The organism is Streptomyces sp. NPDC030165, assembly GCF_055573595.1.
Window position 1 is genome coordinate 157,399 of sequence record NZ_JBVIBD010000017.1, and the last position, 19,959, is coordinate 177,357.

The window sequence follows — 19,959 nt, forward strand, 5'->3', positions numbered from 1 at the left end:
CCGCCCCGGACGGTGCCGCCGTTCCCGACACAACCGGTACCGGTTCCCGTCTCAGCGAGTGCCGGTTCCTGCCTCAGCCGGTGCCGCTGGGCACCACGCACCCGGCCGGCTGGGGTTTCTTCTCCGGCCAGCCCAGGCCCACGAACGCCACTTTCCGGGTGCGCGGGTCCAGTTGCACCACGGCCACCGGTTTGTCGTAAGCGTTCCCGCCGTTGGTCAGGCAGATCCAGCCGCTCGTGCCCCGTACCCGGTGTGCGGCTTCCAGGCGCGGCCACTCGGCGGCGACGCGTTCCCCGGACGGTATTGATCCGACGGCCTGGGCATTCGCCAGGAAGACGGCTTCGGCGATGGTGCGTACGCCGTCGTAGACCAGCATCGTGCGGGAATCCACCAGCTGCACCTCGCCGATGTCGCCCGTGGCCGGCCGGCCGATCAGGTCACGGAGTTCCTGGAGTTCCTTGCGCGGGTCGGTCAGATAGGCCGGCCGGTCCGCGGCTGCCGGTTTCTTGCCCGTGTCCGCCTGCCGTTCCCTCTCCCACTTGCCCAGTTCCACGTCCCAGGCGTCGGGATGACCGGGAGCCGCGTACTGCACGGTGATCGTGGGGTTGCCCCCGTCGCCCCGGAGTCTCTTCCAGTCGTCGTCGGACAGGTACCGGTCCAGCGTCGCCGCGCCCGAACCGCTGACGATGGTGTATTTCTTCCCGTGGCACGGCACCTCGGCCAGTTTCAGGGCGAAGAGCCGGAGATGGACCGGGCGGCCCGCGAAATAGACCACGTGCGCGTCCGATTCGCAGATGTTGTGGGCGATCAGCGAGAAGTGATTGCCGGTCTGGCCCGGGTCGTTGATGCCGGGCGAGGTGAAGACCTGGTCCTTCGGTCCGGGCGGGCCCGGCTCCGGACGGCTGAACGCCTTGGCGAGCGACTCGTCGTAGATGTCGTGCGGCCGCGTGTCCCTGACCAGGACGGTCTCCGCGTCCCGCAGCCCGCCGTGGAAGTTGGCGAGGGCGTCCGCCTGCTGCCGGTTGGTGGGGATGATGCGGGCCAGCCCGGGGAAGGGCATCCGGCCGCTGGGGTTGTCGGGGTTGGCGATCTCGTCGGCGCTGACCCGGCTGGCGAGGACCGGGATCTTCAGCTCGTTGGTCAGCCGCGCCACGGCGGCCTTGGTGGCGCCCAGGCTCAGGTTGAATCCGGTGACGGCCCGCAGATTGTCCTGCTCGGAAGCCGCCATTCTCGCGAGCTGATCCACCAGCTTTTCCTGCTGCCCGTAATCGGCACCGGGGTTGGCCAGTACGAGCCGGAGCAACGGGGTCTTCTCCATGCGATTGGCCCGGTACTGCGCCAGATACGCCCCCTGCAACTCGCTGCGGAGCTGCCTGCGTTCGGCGGCCATTCCCGGCTGCAACGGCAGCATCATCGCCACGGTGACGCTGTTCTTCCGGCCGTCCTTCTGCTGCACGACCCGTTCGTTCTCCTTGCGGATCGCCTCGGTGACCTTCCGTATCTCCGGGATTCCGAAGTCGTAGCCGGCTCCGTTGACACCGATGCATTCACCGGCACTCTTCTCGACCCCTTCGGCACAGTGCTCGGGTGCTCCGATCTTCGACGGGAGAAAGATCGCGGCGGGGACGACCACGGCCAGCACGACGAGCACCGTGCAGGCCTTACGGATCCAGGTGGCCCAGAACGTGTTGTACAGCCAGTTCATCAGCGCCGCACCCTCCCTTACCCGATATGTCTCGTGCAGGTGCACGGTCTGAGCGGTTGTCTGTTGGTGAGCCGGTGGCTCCAGTCGCGGGCCGTCTGCGTCAGCGTCCCGGCCCCGGCGGCGGGTTCCTCCCCCAGCCGCTCCAGCAGCTTGGGCAAGGTGTCGGTCACGGCCTCGTCGAGCGGTTCCGTACGGTCCTCGCAGAGCCGTACGGCGTGCAGCAGCCGGTCGATGCGCTTGCGCCGTACGTCCCCGGCCACCTCCGCCTCGCCCAGCGCCCGCGCGCGCCGGTCGTCGGTGCGGCAGAGCAGCGGCGCCTCCGCGACGGCCAGCAGTTCGTCGCACCAGACGTGCGCACTGCGGGTCAGGAAGGTGCGGTCGAGGTAGTCCGTGACCGTCTCGGCGTCACCGACCGCCAGGTGGTGGTGCATACCGTGGGCGGCGGCCGAGCCGAAGAGTTCGTCGGCCACGTCGTCCTCCAGGGCGCGGTAGTGGTCTCGCAGCAGGGTGTGGTCGGCATGCCAGGCCGCGCCGTCCGCCCGCATTCGGTACAGGCGGCGCATGAGCAAGCGGCGCAGGCCGAGGTCGCCGATGAAGTGCCGGGGGCAGTGCGGCCAGCCGCTGTCACGCAGCAGTTCGGCGATGCGGTACGCGGACAGGCGCTCGTCCCGGCCCGCCTGCACCTCGCGCATCAGGATCTGGGCGCACTCCGTGTCGTGCGCCACCGACAGGTGGCTGAGCAGGTCGAGCCAGTGTCCGCGCTGCTCCGGAGGGAGGTCCTCCGGCGGCTGCCGGACGACGAGGTCGTCCAGCAGGAGGTCGGCGACCGGACGGCCCTCCGCGTCCTCCCCGGAGCGCACCCGCGCGTCCAGCAGGGCCCAGTCGGTGCCCTCGCCGGGCTCCCGGAACGTCAGCGACGCGGTCGCCTCGCCCAGCCGGGTCACGAACAGGGGGCGCCCGCCGCTCAGCCGGTGGATGCCGCTGTCGATGCGGAGCTGGTCGGCGTTGTCACCGCGCGCCCGCCGTACCTGGAGGCGGGCCGTCTCCCTCGACTGCTGGTCACGCGTCAGCATCGGCATACGGACGAGGAGGACGCCCCGCGACAAGGGCGTGAGGCCGGGTACGCCGCCGGCCGGGCGGCTCCACCCCGGCAAGCCGCCGTCGGTGGGCCGCCAGCTCACGGGCGCATCGTCCTCCGTACCACCGGTGTCTCCGACGTGGTAGAGGAAGCGCCCGCCGTCTTCCCGGCGCGCGGTCGCCATCACCACCAGCCGGTCGTGGTGCCCCCGCTCACGGTCCTCCAGCACCGGGCGCACCAGCCGCCTGCCCAGGGCATTGTCCGCGTGGTCGAGCAGCAGGGCGGGGCGGCCGGCCCGCGACAGCCGGCCCACCAGCGACATGTACGCGGCTTCGATGTCCTGCCGCAGCGCGCGGAAGAGGAAGCCCTCGGCGACCTCGCGCGCTTCGCCGCCCTGCTGGAAGTGCGAGGCGAGCGAGTGCAGGCCCAGCTTCGGGTGGCCGCCCGCGCCCGTGTACTCGCCGTAGCACGCCGCCAGCACCGCCTTGCCTTCCTGGGAGGTGCGGGCGAGCAGTTCGTCCAGGACGGCGTTGATGAACGGTACGGCCCCCGGGTGGGCGACCAGGCCGGCGACGACACCGACGTAGGCCCGGCCCGCCCGGTTCAGCACGCCCCGCCAGAAGGAGCCGCGCGGCAGCAGCCCGTCGTGCCGCTGCACCTCACTGACCAGGGTGGCCGTGTCGGCGAGCGGGTCGCTGGCCGCGACCGCCGCGAGGCCTGCGTACAGCCGCGGGGTGGCGACCGCGCCGCCGTCGCCCTGCCACGCGCCGAACTGCTGGGCGATCTCGCGCAGCACCTCGGTCGTCACCGAACGGGTCTGCGGGTGCTGTTCGGCCTGCTCCCGGTACACCGGGAGTCCGCAGTCGACGTGCGCCGTCGGTACGTGGCGGCCGAACTCACTCCGTACGCACTGCAGGAACCGGCCCTTGCCCGTACCGGGCCCGCCGACGAGCAGCACCACGGGCAGGTCGGGGCCGTGCAGCAGCTTCCGGTTGCGTCCCGCACGGGTCTTGCCCAGTAACCGGGCCACCAAGCCGTCGTCGTCGAGCAGCTTGTCGAATCCGAGATCGTCAGGCACGGGTCCCCCGATGCGTCACCGACCGTACCGCTTGTGATGACACGTCAGGCTAGTGCAGACCCCGGCCCTTCAGGGAGGGTTGCTCCCGGCCGAACCTGCCGCCCCTGGCACCGCCGACCGCTACTCGTCTTCCGTCTCTTCCCCCGCCCGGATCCGGCCGACCAGCCCCTCGTACCGTTGCCGGGCCGCCTGCGGAGTGCCCCGCCCCAGCCCGAATGCCACCTCGGGCCAGGTCATACCGCGCCCCCTGGCCATCCGCAGCAGACCGGCCTCCAGCTCGTCCAGCTCGCCACGCACCAGCGGCAGCAGGCTCAGCGCCGCGGTGACGTCCGCCCGGTCCACCTCCGGCTCCCCCGCGTCCAACTGTGCCGCCCCGCTCATGAGGAACGACACCAGCCGTACTGCCTCATGCGGCCCGAGAACCGTCGGATGCGCCTGCCGCGCACGCTGCCCCTCGGTGGACGCATGCCGCTCCGCGATCCGGAACAACGCCGCGTGCACCCGCTGCGCCCGCGCCTGCCGCGCGTCCGGCAGCGAGAAGGGGTCCGCGCCGGCCGTACCGGGCTCGTCGTTCCGTTCGAAAGTGGGTGTCATGGGGTCGGCATGGGCGCCGCCCGCTGCCTTGCCAACGCCACGTTGTGAACACCTTGTTTGCACCCTCCTGTCGCGGCCGCATCAGCTCCAGGTCCTCACCCCACGCGTCCAGCACCGCAGCGTGCCCGGCCAGCCGGGCCACGGCCTCGACGCGGGCGAAGAGCTGACGCTGCACGCTTACGTCCCCGGTCCTCGATACGCGGTCCACGGCGTCGAGCAGCACGCGGGCGTCCCAGCCGGGCAGCGGGTAACGGGCGAGGGCATACCGCTCGAACCCCGGCATGCCGGCGGCGTGGAACGCGCCGAGAGAGACGAAGCACTGTGACCGCTGCCGGAAGGGCGGACCGGGGCGCCGTCGTCACCGGCCTTCTGCCGCCGAACGACCCCGGCCCGCCTGGGCCTCGTTCATCTTCCCCGAGGAACGAAGCGAGTCGATACTGCCCATCGCGGTGACCGCCATGCGTGCCACCGTGCTGATCACCCGGACAGCGCAGCGCCGGCCGTGGGAGCGCCCGGAATCGTTTCGTCCCGCCGGACACCGGCGGCCTGGACGGCAGCCGTCAGGAGCGTGAACCAAACGGTTTTGCCGACGGTACCGGGGCGCGTACCCCAGGCGTCGGCGAGTGCTTCGACGAGCATCAGACCGCGGCCGTTCTCCTCGGCGCTGTCCGCGAGCCGGGCCCGGGGCCGGGGTGAACTGCCGTCCACGACCTCCACGCCCAACTCCCGTGCGCTGTACCAGACGCGCAGCGTCAGCGGCCCTTGCGCATGGCGGACCGCGTTGGTCAGCAGTTCGGAGGCGAGCAGCATCGCGGTGTCGGCAAGGGCGGCCAGGTTCCAGGCCCGCAGGATGCGGAACAGGAAGCGGCGCCCCTCCGGGACCGACGACGGCTCGACGGCCAGGTCCACCGTGGCGGTGTCCAGCGGGGCGGCGGGGAAGCCGACCAGCAGGAGGGTGACGTCGTCGGAGTAGGTGACGGTGTTCGGGAGCAGGGTGTGCAGGACGCGGTCAGCGGCGTCCTCCAGGTCCGTGGTGGCCGTGAAGACCTCGCTCAGGGTGGTGGTCAGCAGGTCGAGCTGCGTCTCGATGTCACTGTGGGGGGTCTCCACCAGGCCGTCGGTGCAAAGGGCCAGTGTCGTACCGGCCCGCAGGGGCAGTCGGACCTCCTGGTGCGGTACACCGCCCACGCCGAGGGGGATTCCGGTCGGCACCGGCAGCGCGCCGACCGTCGCGTCCGGCGCGACGAGCCAGACCGGGAGGTGCCCGGCCGAGCAGGCGGTCACCTCGCCCAGCGCCGGATCGGCCTCCAGGTAGGTGCAGGTGACGAATTGTTCCGGCAACCCGCGCGTGAACGTGTCGAGCGTCTGGATCAGCTCGCAGGGCGGCGTCCCGGCCAGCGCGAGCGCCCGGGCGGCGGAGCGCAGCTGGCCCATGACCACGGCCGCGTCCAGGCCGCGCCCCATCACGTCACCGATGATCACGCCGACCCGTCCGGCGCCCAGGTCGATCAGGTCGAGCCAGTCGCCGCCCACGCCCTGTCCCTGGGTGGAGGGCAGGTAGCGGGCGGCCGCGCGGGCCCCGGGGATCTGTTCGGAGGCGCCCATCAGGCGCAGGGCCAGGGCGATGTGCCGTTGCTGCGCGTACAGGGTGGCGAGTTCCCGCTCGGCCTTCTTGCGTTCGGTGATGTCGCGCATGGTGGAGCAGGCGCCGGTGATGACGCCGTCCCGGTTGCGGATCGGCCACAGGGTCACGTCGATGTCCAGCACCCGGCCGTCGCTGGTGGCCCGCCGCGTCTCGTAGTGCTCGATGCGCTCGCCCCGGCCGATCCGCCGCAGCAGTTCGGCCTCCTCGTCCTTGAGGTCCGGCGGGATCAGCAGCCCGATGTGCCGCCCCACCACGTCCCCGGAGCGGTAGCCGTACAACCGCTGCGCCGCCGCGTTCCAGAACGTGACCTGCCCGTCCAGTGTCTTGGTCAGGATCGCGTCCTGCGAACACTCCACCAGCCCCCGGAACAGCTCCTGCTGGCCCGCGCCGTTCCGCGGAGCCTCAACTGCCGTCATGCGTGCCTCACTCCATGACGCACCGACGCCCCGGGCAACGGGAGTGCCGGCCTCCCGTCGCGGACCCGCAGCCGACCCGAGTGCGTCCCCGCCATGCCCCGCAAGCCCTTGCCTGCGAGAGTGCGGTCATTGGAGCATGCGCCGTCCAGCGCCATCAGAGTTGTTCACTTTTGGGCGTGGCTGGATTGAACCTTTCCGCGTTCCGGCCCAGTTGCGCTTGTTTTCATGCGGCAGTCGCGCAGCGCAGCCGGACGGTCACCGTCAGGCGGGGGAACGGTACCGGCCGGGCAGGCGGTAGATGTTCTCCGCCCGGATGCCCTCGAAGTCCTCGACGAGGTTGAAGGAGACCCGCTCCCCCGACGTCAGCGTGCGGGCCGGTTCGTCCCCCTGGATCGCCGAACGGTAGGCGAGGACGTCCGGCCCGCCGCCGGTCTGGGCGACCAGGCCGGCTCCTCGTTCGTGGTCGAACCACTTGACGACGCCATGGGGCACAGCAATCACCTCTGTCGGGTGGTGTGAGCAGGACATCCCACGGGTGCCCTCTCACCGGTGGTTAAGGGAGCGCATCGGAGGGCGCACGTAGCTCGGCCCCGGCGCCCGGCGCGGCCTTCGCTCAGGCGCACGCCGTCTCCACGCCGGAGCCTGTGCCGGTACCTGGCGGGTGTCTTCGCCGGTGCCCTGGTCCGCCACCTTCGCCAGTGTCCGTCCGGCATCCCGCCCGATCGGGCCGCTGCCCAGAGCCTGTGTCGTATCCACAGGGGCGACGACGGTACGCCCGTCAGCAGAACCCCTCGATCAGCTCCGCGCCGAGCACGGCACCGCCGCACCGCCGGAGGGTGTCGCGCATCCGGTCCAGGCGCACCCGTACGCCGGGGTCGCGAGCGACCCGGGTCGTCGCGGCGCGCAGCGCGTCAGCAGTGACGGCTGCGCGGTCGAGCACCTCCGTCAGACCCAGCTCCCGGACCCGTACGGCGTTGGCGACCTGTTCGGGCGTGTGCGGGACGGCGACCAGGCCGACCCCGTGGCAGAGCGCTTCCAGCAGGCGGCGTGAACGGCTCCGTCGGCGGCAACTTCACCCAGCGCGCGCCGGCGCCGGTCGCCGCGGCGGCGTACTCGGCCGCGGTGGCGCAGTCCACCCGGTGCCCACGCCGCACGAGTTCCCCGACCGGCGGCAGTGTCGGGTTGACGTGCCCGTGCCCGGTCAGCACCACGAAGAGCAACCGTTTCGGCATCCGCCGAGCGTAACGCTCGCCCGCCCAGCGCCTACCGGACCTTCGGCGTGGCCCGCATCGCGGCGTACACGCACGGGGTGCCGTCGCGCAGGGTGGCGAACACGATGGGCATCCAGTCCTCGCTGACGGAGGGGCCGTCCCCCTTCGCCGCGAACACCGTTTCGCCGACCGGTACGAGGTCCAGTTCGAGCGGCGGGTGGAAGTGCGCCATCCCGTCGACGAACGCGTAGGTCAGGTGCGGCACCCCGGCGCGGTCGGCGACGGTGATGTCGACACCCGCGCGCCGGTACGTGCCCAGGTACGGCGTCACGTCCACCACGGGAGGCTGCGCGGGCGGACCGAACGGCTCGGGCATCCGCGCACCGGCGAACTCGTCCAGCAGCTCCCGCAGCAGCGCGTCGTAGAGCCGGCGCACGCTGCCGCCGTTGGCCAGCAGGGCGATGGCCACGCCTGCCTCCGGGGCCACGCGCAAGGACGCGTACTGTCCGATCGAGGCGCCGTCATGGCCGTACCCCCGGGTGCCGTTCCAGTCGTACAGCGACCAGCCCAGGCCCCACCCGTCGGAGGAGAACGTCCACCGGTCGGGGCAGCCGGCCTCCCCGCCCTGCATCGCGGCGACGGTCCCAGGGGCCAGCACCTGGGTCCCGTCCGGCGCCACACCGCGGTCGAGGTGCAGTTTCGCGAACCGTACGACGTCGGCGGCGCCGGCGATGACCCGGCCGTAAGGGCCCGCCGAGCGCGGCATGAGGTCCCAGGCGGGAACCGGGTCCGGGTCCTGCCCGGACTGCCCCATGTGCCCCATCGCCGCCCGGAAGTTCAGCGCCTCCTCGGGCAGCGTCATCGTGTGCCGGAGCCCGAGCGGCGCGATGATCCGCTCTTTGAGCGCCTCGTCCCACACCTGACCGGTCAGCACCTCGACGAGGCGTCCCAGCACGTTGTAGCCGACGCTGCTGTACGAGAAGGTCCCGGGCGGCCCGTCGGGCGCGACGTCGCGTGCGGCTTCGACGTACCGGGCCAGGCAGTCGTCGCCGCGGCCGGAGTCATGGGTGAAGTCACAGGTCAAGCCGCTGGTGTGGCTGAGCAGCTGACGGGTGGTGATCGTCCGGGTGGCTTCGGCGTCGGCGGTGGCGAACTCCGGCAGCACGCTGACGACCGGCGCGTCCAGGTCCAGGGCGCCGGATTCGGCGAGCTGCATCACCAGCGTGGCGGTGTACGCCTTGGCGATCGAACCGAGCTGGAAGACCGAGTCGGTGGTCGCCTCGACACCGGTGCCCCGGTGCAGCACACCGCTGGCCACCTCGTGGATGTCCCCGCCCGTGAGGACAGCCAGGGAGGCGGCCGGTACGTGGTGGGCGACGCGCAGCTCGTCGAGGCGGGCCTGCCAGCGGGCGACGTCGAATCGTGCGGAAGTCATCAGATTTCCCTTCACAAGAACGGGAACGCATACGCTCAGATCACCCCGCCGCACACTGTGCGACGGTCCGAACACCGTACGGCCAGCGAACGGCGAACGTAAAGCCGTACACTGTTCGGGCAGGCTGGCGCCCGGCCACCCCGAGCGCCTCGGAGGGCGGCCGACACCCGCGCAGCCCTGAGCGAACCGGACCAGAGGAAGTGGGGACCGCATGCCGACCGAGGACCAGGCATTCCCATCGGTATGGACCCGCCCGCGGCGGCCCCGGCGGGAGCAGCCGGCACTGAGCCGGGAACAGATCGTCGCGGCGGCACTGGAGTTGCTCGACGCCGAAGGCATCGACGCCCTGAGCATGCGCAAGCTCGGCACGCGTCTGAACGCCGGCGCCACCTCGATGTACTCGCACGTGGCCAACAAGGACGAGCTGATCGAACTGGTCGTGGACGAGGTCTACGGCGAGATCGGGGTACCGGCCCCCGGCGCCCCGGCCGACTGGCGCGCGGCCGCCGTCTCGTGTGCGCACAGCCTGCGCTCGGCGCTGCTGCGGCACCCGTGGGTCGCCTCCGTACTGGGCGAGTCGGGCGTGTCCTACCTGGGGCCCAACATGCTGCGGCTCACCGATGCCGTACTCGCGGTGTTCGAGAGTGCGGGCTTCTCGCTCCGGGCGGCCGACCGCGCCCTGAACACGCTCTTCGCGTACGTCATCGGCGTATCGACGAGCGAGGCCGCGCACCTGACGATGCTCGCCCGCAGCGGCCAGAGCGAGCAGGAGTGGACCGGCCTCCTGTGGCCGGCCGCCGAACAGGCCGTACAGCCGTACCCGCGCCTGCGCGAGCTGTACGCCGCCCAGCGGGGCCAGGACTGGGGCAGCACGCGCGACGACTCCTTCGAGGACGGGCTGGCGTGTGTGCTCGACGGGATCGCGGCCCGGCTCAGGAACTGAGTCGGGGTTGCGTGACAGCACGCCGGCACCGCGAACCCGGCCGGCCGGCCTTCGGCGGCGGCCGCTGACGGAATACGGCCGCTCGCCCTGTTCACCTGCCCATGTGTGAACTGCCGCGTCAAAGGGGAAATGCCTGTCAAGGGTGGGGTGTTGCGTGAGTGGTTGCGGCTACGGCCGGGGCAACGGTTCGGGTCAGAAGTCCCGTGAGGAAGGCAGAAACCGGTGAACCGCACGCCGCCCCCACCGTCCGACGGCTCCCACCCGTCACCGCCTCAGGAGCCGCGAGAGCCTCAAGACCCCCAAGCCCCGCAAGAGGCGCCGTCGTCGATCCCCCTCCCCTTGCCGCCGCCGGGCACCATGGGGCCGCCCACGGAGTACGTCCGGCTGCGCCGGGAGTGCCCTGTGGCGCGGCTCAGGGCCGAGGACACGCCCAGCTGGTTCGTGACCCGGTACGAAGACGTCCGGGCGGTGATCGGGGATCCGCGGCTGATCAGGCCGAGCGTCAACGGCTGGTCCTTCCGGCCCGAGCAGGACAGGCCGCACGGGCCGGAACTGATCACGATGATGGAGATGGAAGGCCCTCGGCACACGGCGCTGCGCAGGGCCCTGTCCGAGGCGTTCAACGCCCGGTCCGTACGGCGCCGTCTGCCGCGGCTCCGCAGGAACGCCGAGCAGTTGCTGGACGCGTTCGCCGACGGCGGCCCGCCCGGCGATCTGATCGCCGGGTACACCGAACCCTTCCCGCTCCTGGCGGTGTGCGACTCGGTGGGCATTCCGTACGAGGACCGCGCCTACTACCTGCCCCTGGCGGACGCGGCGCTGGGGGCGCTGGTCACCCTGGAGGAGGCGCGGCGGATCACACCGCTGCTGCGGGACTACGTACGGTCGCTGATCGACCGGAAGCGGCAGGAGCCCGCCGACGACATCCTCAGCTGTCTGGTCGGCAGGTGTGACCGCGGCGAGCTGGACGAAGAGAGTGTGCTGAGCTTCGGGCTGTCGATGCTCGTCGCCGGGTACCGGACGACGACCATGTTCCTGTCCGACGCCGTCGTGGCGCTGCTGGACGAGCCGGATCAGTACGCCCGGCTGCGCGACGACCGCGGCCTGCTGCCCTGCGCGGTGGAGGAGTTCCTGCGCTACGTACCGGTGATGAACGGCGTCGTGGTGCTGCAGGCCGTCGCGGACTTCGAGCTGGGCGGGCGGACGATCCGGGCGGGGGACGCGGTCCTCCCGGCGCTGGCCGCCGCCAACCGCGACGAGACGGTGTTCACCGCGCCGGACCGGCTCGATCTCCGCCGGCGGCCGAACCCGCACATCGTGTTCGGCCGGGGCGCGCACAACTGCATCGGCGCCCACCTGGCGCGCGCGGAGCTGACCGTGGGTCTGGAAGCGCTGCTGGACCGCTTCCCGCGTCTGCGCCTGGCCGCGGGACACAGCCCCACCTGGGACGACGCCTCCCCCGCCAAATCGCCGCTCACCCTGCCGGTCGACTGGTGACAGGGCGCTCCCCGCCCGGCCCGCGTTCCCGGGCCTCAGCCCGGCGGCACCCCGTCCGCCGGCCGCCGCCGGGTTCGGCCGGCAGGACAGTCGAACCCGGCCGGCACGGGCAGCCGGACTCGATGAGCACGGGAGCGCCGTCCCGCCCGCCGCGCCCGGTCATGCGACGCCCGCCGCGTCGAGCAGTGCGGCCGCCGTGGTCACGGCCAGCCCGGCCAGGCTCTCCACCCTCGCCCCGGCACGCGCGCTCGCCCCGTCGAACACCAGCGTCAGCTGACGTGCCAGCAGTCCGGGGTCGCGCGCCCCGCCCCGCTCGGCCTCGGCGCGGAAGGCGTCGGTCAGATGCCGCTTGACCTCCTCGGCGACGATGCTCGCCGGATGCCCGGGGTCCTTGAGCTCGACCTGCGCGGCCAGGAAGGGACAGCCCCGGTAGTCGGCCGTCTCCGCCAGCTTTTCGAGGCGCTCGAAGACGTACAGGATGCGCGTGCGCGGCGGCCCCGCATCGACGGTGCGCAGGGCGAGCTGCTCCTCGTACGCCGGGGCGCGCCGCCGCAGACTGGCCGCGAAGACCTCGTCCTTGCTGTCGAAGAGCTGGTACATCGAGCGCTTGGAGACCCCGGCCGTCCTGCACAGCGTCTCGACCCCGATGGAGGCGCCCTCGCGGTAGAAGAGCTCGGCCGCCGCGTCGAGCAGCCGGTCCCGGGTGGACACTCTGTCTGTACTGGGCATACGGGGAGATTATCGCGCCGCGTGGTCCACGGAAACTGATCGGTACCCCAGGATGCGGCGAGGCCCGGACCCTTCTGATCCCACCCCCGGATGCGCTCGGAGACCCGGTCGGTCTATCGTCACTCCCCGTGGAGGAAACCGATCGGTTTTCTCTGGACGACAGGCGCCGGACGACAAACGGCAGACACCACGCGACAGGCGTTCGGGCGCCCCGGAATGCCGGAGGACATGTGACCGTCACCGCCAAGCACAGCCACGTAGAGGTCAACGGAGTCAGGCTGCACATCGCCGAGCAGGGCGAAGGGCCGCTGGTCCTGCTGCTGCACGGGTTCCCGGAGAGCTGGTACTCCTGGCGCCACCAGTTCGGCCCGCTCGCCGCGGCCGGGTACCGGGTGGTGGCACCGGACCAGCGGGGTTACGCCCGCAGCGAGCAGCCCGGCGACGCCGACGCGTACAGCCTGCTGCACCTGGCCGGCGACGTCATCGCCCTGATCCGCGCCCTCGGCGAGGAGCAGGCCGTCGTCGTCGGTCACGACTGGGGCGCGCCCGTCGCCTGGGTCACGGCCATGCTCCGCCCGGATGTCGTCCGGGCCGTCGCCGGCCTCAGCGTGCCGCCCGTCCTGCCCGCGGGCATGGCCCCGCCGGAGGTCACGCGACGGCACTACGGAGACGGCTTCTACCAGCTCTACTTCCAGGAACCGGGCGTCGCCGACGCGGAGTTGGCGCGGGACCCGGCGTCCACGTTCCGCCGTATCCTGTCCAGCGGCTCGGGTGACAACCCCGCCACCGGCGCTCCGCGCCCCTGGGTCGTACCCGACGGGATGACCCTCATCGACTCGGTCCCCGAGCCGGAGCGGCTGCCCGCCTGGCTCTCCCCGGACGACATCGGGGCGTTCGCCGACGACTACGCGGGCCACGGGGAGCGGGCGTTCACCGGCCCCCTGAACTGGTACCGGAACATCCAGCGGAACCACGAGCTCCTGGCGGCTTTCCAGGGACGCGGCATCGACCAGCCCGCGCTGTACGTCGGCGGGGACCGCGACATGGTGCAGTCGCTGCACGGCATCGGTGAACTCCTCGCCTCGCTGGAGAAGGTCGCGCCGAAGCTGCACCGCAGCGTCATGCTCCCCGGCTGCGGGCACTGGACCCAGCAGGAACGGCCTGCCGAAGTCAACGCCGCCCTGCTCGACTTCCTCGGCCACCTGCCCGGCCCGGCACCGGCCCGCGCCTGACGTCCGCCGCCCTTCCCCGGCCGGTCCTGTCAGCCTTCTTCCCCGGGCCCCGTCGGCCGTGCCACGCGGTAGATGCAGTGCGCGCGGCCGGCGGTGGGGCTGTCCGGTTCGGGTTCCCCCTCCGCGACTCGGCACAGTCCGGCCTTCTCCAAGGCCCGCCAGGAGGCCCGGTTGGCGACGGGCACGGGGACCAGGACGGCGGTGGCGTACAGGTGGTCGCGCCACGTCGCCCGGACGGCGGCCCGGATCATGCGCGGGGAGCGGGAAGTCGTCTTCGGTGACCCGACGCCAAATGATCACCACTCACCTCCGAGGGTTTGCAGGTCACCGTCCTCAGGGACCGCCACCGGGCCGCTGCCCCCGTCCCAGCTTCTCCTCCATCCACGCCACACCGAAGTCCACCACGTCCCCGGCCTCGAAGAGATGGCTGCCGGCCGCCCCGACCGTTCCCCTCCTGCCGAATCCGGCGGCGAGCATGTCCTGGGCGATGCGTTCGAACGGCTGCTGCCCGTCGGGGACGACAGAGGAGTAATCGAAGGCCCCGTCCTCCGAGTCGATGTCGTGGAACCGCCGCCAGACCCGCTCTCCGTCGACGAGAATCGGCTGCTCGTAGTCCACGAACCGCTTGCCGGGCGCTTCGGCCAGGGCCTCGGCGTGGTGCAGGATCGTGAGGGAGTCCAGCGGGGCGCCCAGCAGCAGCACGCGACCGCCCATCGTGACCAGCCGTCCCAGCGGGCTGTCGGGGCCGTGCGGGTCGTCCCAGGGGTGGTCGGCGACCAACGCGGTGGCCGCGGCGCCGAGCGCGGCGAAGCTCGCGTCGGGGTGACGGCTGCGGACGGCACCGGGCCGGCGTCGCAGAGCCTCCGGGAGGCGGCCGTTGTTGTGGTCCGCCTCGCTGAGTACGGGGTCATAGGCCGGGTGCTCCGCGCGCAGGGCGTCCTGCCAGGCTTGTGGCCAGTCGGTGAAGTCGTACGGTGGGGCGTCGTTCCAGCCACAGGTCACCATCAGGGTTCCCCGCTCCCCCACGACCTCGCGGAGGGCGCCGATGACCGTTTCCGGGCCGCCTGCCACGTAGCCGACGGCGGACAACTGCGTATGGAACATCACGGTGTCGCCGTCGCCGAGGCCGAGTGCGGTCAGGTCCCGGACCAGCCGGGTGCGGGTGACCGGGCCGTCGGAGCGTTTGAGCAGAGCGAGTTCGTCCATGGACGGAAGGTAGCCGTCACGCGCGGGTCCACGACACCGATTTCCGCGGCCGGTGTCCTGAGTCGGAGGTTCGGTGGCAGCAGGCGTCCGCCCGGCCACGTCCGCCGCCCGAAGGCCACTCAGACGGCAGATGCCCCGCCCTCCTGCGCCGCCTTCCTCTCCTCGCCCTCCTGGCCCTCCTCGCTCTCTCTTTTCTCCGCCTCCTCCGTATCGGCCCGGGGCAGCACCACGACACCCCACGTGACCATCACCGCCCCGATCGCCTCGGGGACCAGCCACCAGCCCGCGCGCACCCGCTCCCCGTACACCACGATCCCGAGGAGGAGGCTGACCAGCGCCTCGCCCAGGGTGAGGGCGGGCTGCGAAGCCACCAGCGGGCCGGATTCCATCGCGTTGGCCAGCAGGAACAGTGCGCACGCACCCGCCGCCACGAAGGCGTACGTCTGCCAGGCGGCGAAGAACGCGCCGGGTCCGTGCCGGTCGAAGGTGTCGGTCGCCGCCTTCATCAGCGTGGCGGTCAGGGCGTAAGCGATCGCAGAGGCGGAACTGAACAGGGCCGCACGGGCCTTGCCCCGGGGCCTGGGCAGGGCGGCCAGTACGCAGGCGGCCATGACGCCCCCGGCGACGAGCAGCGTCAGCACCCACTTCCCGGCGGGGACCTCGGTACCCCCGCCGGAGGGGGCGGCCGCTGCCAGCCCCAGGCCGAGTCCGGCGGCCACCATGACCGAGGCGGCCCAGCCGGCCGCCGGCAGCCGCCGTCGCGCCACCGCACTGGCGATGAGCAGCGTGAACGGGAGTTCGGTGACCAGGATGGGCTGCACCAGAGACAGTGAACCCAGCGTCAGGGCGAGGGCCTGGCACGCCGCGGCACCGACGATGACGGCGATTCCGCCCAGCCACGCCGGGCTGCGCAGCAGGTGCCGGAACAGCCGGACGCTGAAGGCGTCGCCCGGCGGCACCTTGCGCGCCGCGATCCGCTGGAGCACGGTGCCCGTGGCGTTGGCCACGGCCGTCAGCAGGGCGAACAACGCGGCGAGCACAGCTGGCACAAAGGGCTCCTGCGGTCCGGCGCAGCGGTCACCGGCCGCCGCTGCCCCCACGGTGCCAGACCCGCCGCCCGGTCCGGAACCGCACCGCCGCGACGAGCGCGCCGGGCCGGCCGGTCCCGCCGTCCGCACGCTTCCACGCCTCCGGGCACAAGCGACCTGACCTGCAATTATGTGGGATCTGGGGGCCATCCGGGCAGTTGTGTTGCGCCGGCCGGGGGGTTTCGCCGGTGAATCACCCGTTCGCAGCTTTTTGCGGCTTGATACGTGCTGTGAGGCTGGAAGGACTCATGGTGACCGTCCCCACCACCGAGGAGAGAACTCCATGATTCTGTCCATCTCCGGCGTCGTGCTGCTCGGCATCATCGTCTTCCTGTTCTTCCGCAAGGACGGGCTCAAGGTGTCCCACGCCCTGGTCTGCGCCCTGTTCGGTTTCTACCTCGCGGGTTCCGCGATCGCCCCGAGCATCAAGGCCGGCGGCGCGAGCCTGGCCAACCTCCTGGGCGGCATCAAGCTCTGACCGCGGGCCCCGCTCCCCCCGAGGCCCTTTTCCCCGCGCCCCGCCCGGCGGGCGGCACCCGGTCGCCCGCGGTCCCCCGGAGCGACCTCCGCACGACGCACGATCCCACCAGGAGATGATGTGGCCCGGCGTCCACTGCCCCGCATCCTGACCGACTGCGCGCCGATCGCGCGCGGTCGCGAGTTCGCACGCACCGCGGCGGACGGCGCGGCCGACGTGTTCCACCCGCTGATCATCATCAGCCGAGGGCTGCGGCGCCTGCTGGCCGCCGGGCGCCGGCGCTGGTCCGCGACGCCCAAGGAGCGGCGCGGCTCGCTGCTGTTCGTCGCCGCCGGCAGCGTCGTGGCGGTGGCGCTCGTCCCGTACGGGCCCGTCCTCGCCCTGGTCACGGTGATGGCGGCGGCAGCATGGGCGGGCCGGGAGCAGCCGGCCGAGGAACCCGCCGCCGGTCCGGGGGACGCGGAGACCGGCCGGTTGCAGGCGCTGTACGAGGCGCTGGTGCCGTACTTCGCGATCGAGGGTGATCCCAGCCCCCTGTACGCCCACGACGGGAGCTGGGAGAGCGCCTTCACCGAGTACGGGTTCGACGAGGCCGGGCGGCTGTCCCACCTGACGCTGCGGTACCCGCCGTACTTCACCGACGGTGACGCCGCGTCCCGGGCCCGTATCGAGCAGGTGCTGTACGCCAAGTCGGGGCGCGGCAGGGAGTACCACTTCGGGTGGGACGAGGAGTCGAACCAGCTGACGCTGACGGTGCTGCCGCCGCTGCCGACCGACATCGCGGCGCAGCGGTTCGTGACGACACACGGCGAGACCGTCCTCGGTTTCACCGACGCCGACGCCGTCCAGCGGACGCTGCCGGTGGAAGCCGGTACGGAGACCCGGGACGTGCCGCCCGTCGTGTGGCGGACCGGCCTGCGGTCGACCGAGCCGCACCTGCTGGTTCTGGGCCGGCCGGGCGCCGGCACCACCTCCCTGCTGCGGTCCATCGCGCTGCAGGCCCTGCCGTACGGCGACGTCCTGGTGATCGACGGCAGTGGTACCGGCGAGTACGCGTGCCTGGCGGGGCGGACCGGCGTCATGGGCGTCGAGTCCGGGCTGTCGGGGGCGCTGGCGACACTGGAGTGGGCGGCGCACGAGACCGAGCGGCGTCTGATCACCGCCAACCGCGCGCGGCAGGCCGGGCGGCAGGCTCCGGACGACATCCGCTGGCCCCTGTGGATCATCCTGGACCGGCCCACCGCGCTGGCTCATCTCGCGGTGGCCGAAGGGCGGGACGATCCGCAGCACCTGCTGCAAGTGCCGTTGCGGCACGGCCGGGCGGCCTACGTCACGGTGGTGGTGGCCGACCAGACCGACAGTGCCGGCATGCTGAGCGAGCCCGTACTGACGCACACCCGGGCCAGGGTCGTCCTGGGCCCGGCCGCGCCGGAGGAGGTACAGGCGGTACTCGGGGCGCCGCCGCACACCACACCGGCTGCCGACGTCCCCCCGGGACGCGGCTACGCGCGCCTGGGCACCGGCCCGGTGCTCCGCCTCCAGGTCCCGGCCACCCCCGACCCGTTCGACGACGCCACGAGCGAGACCCACCGCCAGGCCGTACTGGATCTGCTCCCGGAACCAGCCGCTCCGCTGGAGGAGGAAGCGACCGAGGATCTGAGCACGGCAGCCGGAGCGGCCAGAGCGGACGGGACCGCCGCAGAGGGGATGGCAACAGACGGCACCGCCACGGAGGGGACCGATACGGGCGGCACCGCCGCGAACGGCTCCGCCCCGAACAGCACCGCCCCGGACGGCCCCCTCCCGAGCGGTGCCATCGGAGTGGACGTCCTGTTCGGCGCCGCGGGCCCCGCCGAGCCGCCCGCCTCCGAGGAGACCACCGTGCCGACCGACCCCACGCAGACGCACCGCACGGTGGAGGCGGGACGCGCGGAGGGCTGAGCACTGCGGGGACCGGTCAGCGACCGCGCCTCGACCGCTCCACCCAGCGGCCGGCTCCCCGCCGCGAACGGCGAGGCCGCCGCTGAAGCGGCCGACGCTCCGCCACGCCGCCCGCCTCCGTCTTCGTGACCGCCCTCAAGCCACGAAGCTGTGCGGCGCCTCGACCTCCCCGGCCGCCGCCCCGGTCGCCACGTGGCGGGCGGCGGCGGCCAGGCGGGACGCGGCCTCGTCGGCGACGGCTCCGCTGACGGTGAAGGGGAGCCGGACGAATCCCTCGAAGGCGCCGTCCACGCCGAACCGCGGCCCGGAGGGCACCCGTACGCCGAGCCGTTCCCCCGCCTCCGCGATCCGTGAGCCGGACAGGCCGCCGGTCCGTGCCCACAGGGTGAGGCCGCCGCCCGGCACGCTGAACTCCCAGTCGGGCAGGTGGCGTCGGAGGGCGGCGACGATCGCGTCGCGGTTCTCGCGGGCCTGGTCGCGGCGGATCTCCACGGCCTGCTCCCAGCCGTCGCCCTCCAGGAGCGAGACGATGGCGAGCTGTTCGAGGACCGGTGAGCCGAGGTCGGCGAAGGCGCGGGCGGCGACGAGGCTGCGGATGATGTCGGGGGCGGCCCGTACCCAGCCGATGCGCATCCCCGCCCAGAAGGCCTTGCTGACGGAGCCGACCGTGATGACGTTACTGCCCGCCGGGTCGAAGGCGCACACGGACCGGGGCATCTCGACGTCGTCGAGGCGGAGTTCGGCCATGGTCTCGTCGACGACCAGGACCGTACCGGCCGCGCGGGCGGCGTCCACCAGGCGGCGGCGCTGGTCCTCGGTGGCGAGGGTGCCGGTCGGGTTGTGGAAGTCGGCGACGACGTACGCCATGCGGGGTGCGGCGTCCCGCATGACCTGGCGCCAGGCCGGGATGTCCCAGCCGGCCAGGCGGTCGGCGAGGGCGACGGGGACGAGCCGGGCGCCGGCGTCGCGCATCAGCTGGAGGATGTTGGCGTACGACGGGGAGTCGACGGCGACCCGTTCGCCGGGGCGGGTGATCTGGCGGCAGATGGCGGCCACCGCACCCATGGCGCCGGTGGTGACCATGATCTGTTCGGGCATCGTGGGGATGCCGCGGGCGGTGTAGCGGTCGGCGAGCGCCTGGCGCAGGGCGGGCAGGCCGGCCGGGTAGTCGCCGTGGGTGTGCGCGTACAGAGGAAGGTGTTCCATGGCGCCCTGCACGCCGCGCGTCAGCCAGGGTTCGGGGGCGGGGAGGGCCGCGCAGCCAAGGTCGATCATGGAGCTGGCGGCTTCCGGCGGCAGCGGTTCCAGACCGCGCGTGGGCAGCGGATTGCCCGCGGGCACGGCGGTCCAGCTGCCCGAGCCGCGGCGGGACTCCAGGAAGCCCTCGGCGCGCAGCGCTTCGTAGGCCGCGGCGACGGTGGTGCGGCTCACGGAGAGCGCGGCGGCCAGTTCGCGTTCCGCGGGCAGCCGGGCGGCGACCGGGATCCGGCCTTCGAGGACCAGGAGGCGTACGCCGTCCGCGAGGCCGCGGTAGGCGGGGACGCGGCGGCCGGCCGGGGCCACTGCGTCGCGGGTGTCCTGCGACCGGAGCAGCCGGGCGAGTTGCGACGACCCTACCGCTGAAGTCCACTGCGCCATCGTGAGCAGTCCACCTTTCTCGAATTGGCCATGGAACCTGATCAA

General features: G+C 72.5%; 17 protein-coding genes and 1 pseudogene. 5 read left to right on the forward strand and 13 right to left on the reverse strand.

The annotated features are described in order from the left end of the window. Window positions 1-73 precede the first annotated feature (73 nt). The 8 genes and pseudogenes from ACZ4Z1_RS28935 to ACZ4Z1_RS28970 all read right to left on the reverse strand — a co-directional run bounded on the left by ACZ4Z1_RS28935 (window position 74) and on the right by ACZ4Z1_RS28970 (window position 9,162). The gene (locus tag ACZ4Z1_RS28935) at window positions 74-1,705 is read right to left on the reverse strand and encodes a type 1 periplasmic-binding domain-containing protein (RefSeq protein ID WP_468489580.1); all 1,632 of its coding nucleotides are present in this window, start codon (window positions 1,703-1,705) and stop codon (window positions 74-76) included. Window positions 1,706-1,722: 17 nt separating this feature from the next. After that, window positions 1,723-3,861, reverse strand: coding sequence for a hypothetical protein (locus ACZ4Z1_RS28940; protein ID WP_468489581.1), 2,139 nt, complete (start codon window positions 3,859-3,861; stop codon window positions 1,723-1,725). Between the two features lie 120 nt (window positions 3,862-3,981). Further along, window positions 3,982-4,455: a DNA-binding protein gene (locus tag ACZ4Z1_RS28945; protein ID WP_468489582.1), complete on the reverse strand. Its 474-nt coding sequence runs from the start codon at window positions 4,453-4,455 to the stop codon at window positions 3,982-3,984. Window positions 4,456-4,525: 70 nt separating this feature from the next. Continuing rightward, window positions 4,526-4,720, reverse strand: a pseudogene (locus tag ACZ4Z1_RS28950) (hypothetical protein); the annotation flags it as partial. Window positions 4,721-4,932: 212 nt separating this feature from the next. Further along, complete coding sequence (locus tag ACZ4Z1_RS28955) at window positions 4,933-6,516, reverse strand: SpoIIE family protein phosphatase (RefSeq protein ID WP_468489583.1); 1,584 nt, start codon at window positions 6,514-6,516, stop codon at window positions 4,933-4,935. Between the two features lie 261 nt (window positions 6,517-6,777). Then, window positions 6,778-7,008, reverse strand: a complete 231-nt coding sequence (locus tag ACZ4Z1_RS28960) for a cold-shock protein (RefSeq protein ID WP_030019628.1) — start codon at window positions 7,006-7,008, stop codon at window positions 6,778-6,780. 286 nt (window positions 7,009-7,294) lie between these two features. Then, window positions 7,295-7,456, reverse strand: coding sequence for a hypothetical protein (locus ACZ4Z1_RS28965; RefSeq protein ID WP_468489584.1), 162 nt, complete (start codon window positions 7,454-7,456; stop codon window positions 7,295-7,297). Between the two features lie 323 nt (window positions 7,457-7,779). Further along, on the reverse strand, window positions 7,780-9,162 hold the full coding sequence (locus ACZ4Z1_RS28970) for a serine hydrolase domain-containing protein (RefSeq protein ID WP_468489585.1): 1,383 nt from the start codon (window positions 9,160-9,162) through the stop codon (window positions 7,780-7,782). Between the two features lie 211 nt (window positions 9,163-9,373). Here ACZ4Z1_RS28970 and ACZ4Z1_RS28975 point away from each other — a divergent pair, with 211 nt between their 5' ends. Then, on the forward strand, window positions 9,374-10,105 hold the full coding sequence (locus ACZ4Z1_RS28975) for a TetR/AcrR family transcriptional regulator (RefSeq protein WP_468489586.1): 732 nt from the start codon (window positions 9,374-9,376) through the stop codon (window positions 10,103-10,105). Window positions 10,106-10,507: 402 nt separating this feature from the next. Next, window positions 10,508-11,602: a cytochrome P450 gene (locus ACZ4Z1_RS28980; protein WP_468489587.1), complete on the forward strand. Its 1,095-nt coding sequence runs from the start codon at window positions 10,508-10,510 to the stop codon at window positions 11,600-11,602. Window positions 11,603-11,761: 159 nt separating this feature from the next. Here the strand turns inward: ACZ4Z1_RS28980 and ACZ4Z1_RS28985 are convergent, their stop codons facing one another. Further along, entirely contained in the window at window positions 11,762-12,331 is a 570-nt protein-coding gene (locus tag ACZ4Z1_RS28985) for a TetR/AcrR family transcriptional regulator (protein WP_468489588.1), read from the reverse strand. Between the two features lie 230 nt (window positions 12,332-12,561). On the opposite strand from ACZ4Z1_RS28985, the gene ACZ4Z1_RS28990 reads away from it, so the two are divergent. Next, the gene (locus ACZ4Z1_RS28990; RefSeq protein WP_468489589.1) at window positions 12,562-13,563 is read left to right on the forward strand and encodes an alpha/beta fold hydrolase; all 1,002 of its coding nucleotides are present in this window, start codon (window positions 12,562-12,564) and stop codon (window positions 13,561-13,563) included. Between the two features lie 29 nt (window positions 13,564-13,592). Here the strand turns inward: ACZ4Z1_RS28990 and ACZ4Z1_RS28995 are convergent, their stop codons facing one another. From ACZ4Z1_RS28995 to ACZ4Z1_RS29005, 3 genes are all read right to left on the reverse strand, one after another. Continuing rightward, window positions 13,593-13,814 carry a hypothetical protein gene (locus ACZ4Z1_RS28995; protein ID WP_468489590.1) on the reverse strand — a complete coding sequence of 74 codons (222 nt, stop codon included), beginning with the start codon at window positions 13,812-13,814 and terminating at the stop codon, window positions 13,593-13,595. A gap of 82 nt (window positions 13,815-13,896) precedes the next feature. After that, the gene (gene aac(3), locus ACZ4Z1_RS29000; protein WP_468489591.1) at window positions 13,897-14,769 is read right to left on the reverse strand and encodes an aminoglycoside 3-N-acetyltransferase; all 873 of its coding nucleotides are present in this window, start codon (window positions 14,767-14,769) and stop codon (window positions 13,897-13,899) included. Window positions 14,770-14,888: 119 nt separating this feature from the next. After that, entirely contained in the window at window positions 14,889-15,818 is a 930-nt protein-coding gene (locus ACZ4Z1_RS29005; RefSeq protein WP_468489592.1) for a DMT family transporter, read from the reverse strand. A 322-nt stretch (window positions 15,819-16,140) separates the two neighbouring features. Between ACZ4Z1_RS29005 and ACZ4Z1_RS29010 the strand changes: the two genes are divergently transcribed. After that, window positions 16,141-16,335 carry a hypothetical protein gene (locus ACZ4Z1_RS29010; protein WP_030019622.1) on the forward strand — a complete coding sequence of 65 codons (195 nt, stop codon included), beginning with the start codon at window positions 16,141-16,143 and terminating at the stop codon, window positions 16,333-16,335. A gap of 120 nt (window positions 16,336-16,455) precedes the next feature. Next, entirely contained in the window at window positions 16,456-18,276 is a 1,821-nt protein-coding gene (locus ACZ4Z1_RS29015; protein ID WP_468489593.1) for a hypothetical protein, read from the forward strand. A gap of 135 nt (window positions 18,277-18,411) precedes the next feature. On the opposite strand, the gene ACZ4Z1_RS29020 is transcribed toward ACZ4Z1_RS29015, so the two are convergent. After that, window positions 18,412-19,914: an SCO1417 family PLP biosynthesis transcription factor gene (locus ACZ4Z1_RS29020; protein WP_468489594.1), complete on the reverse strand. Its 1,503-nt coding sequence runs from the start codon at window positions 19,912-19,914 to the stop codon at window positions 18,412-18,414. Window positions 19,915-19,959 lie beyond the last annotated feature (45 nt).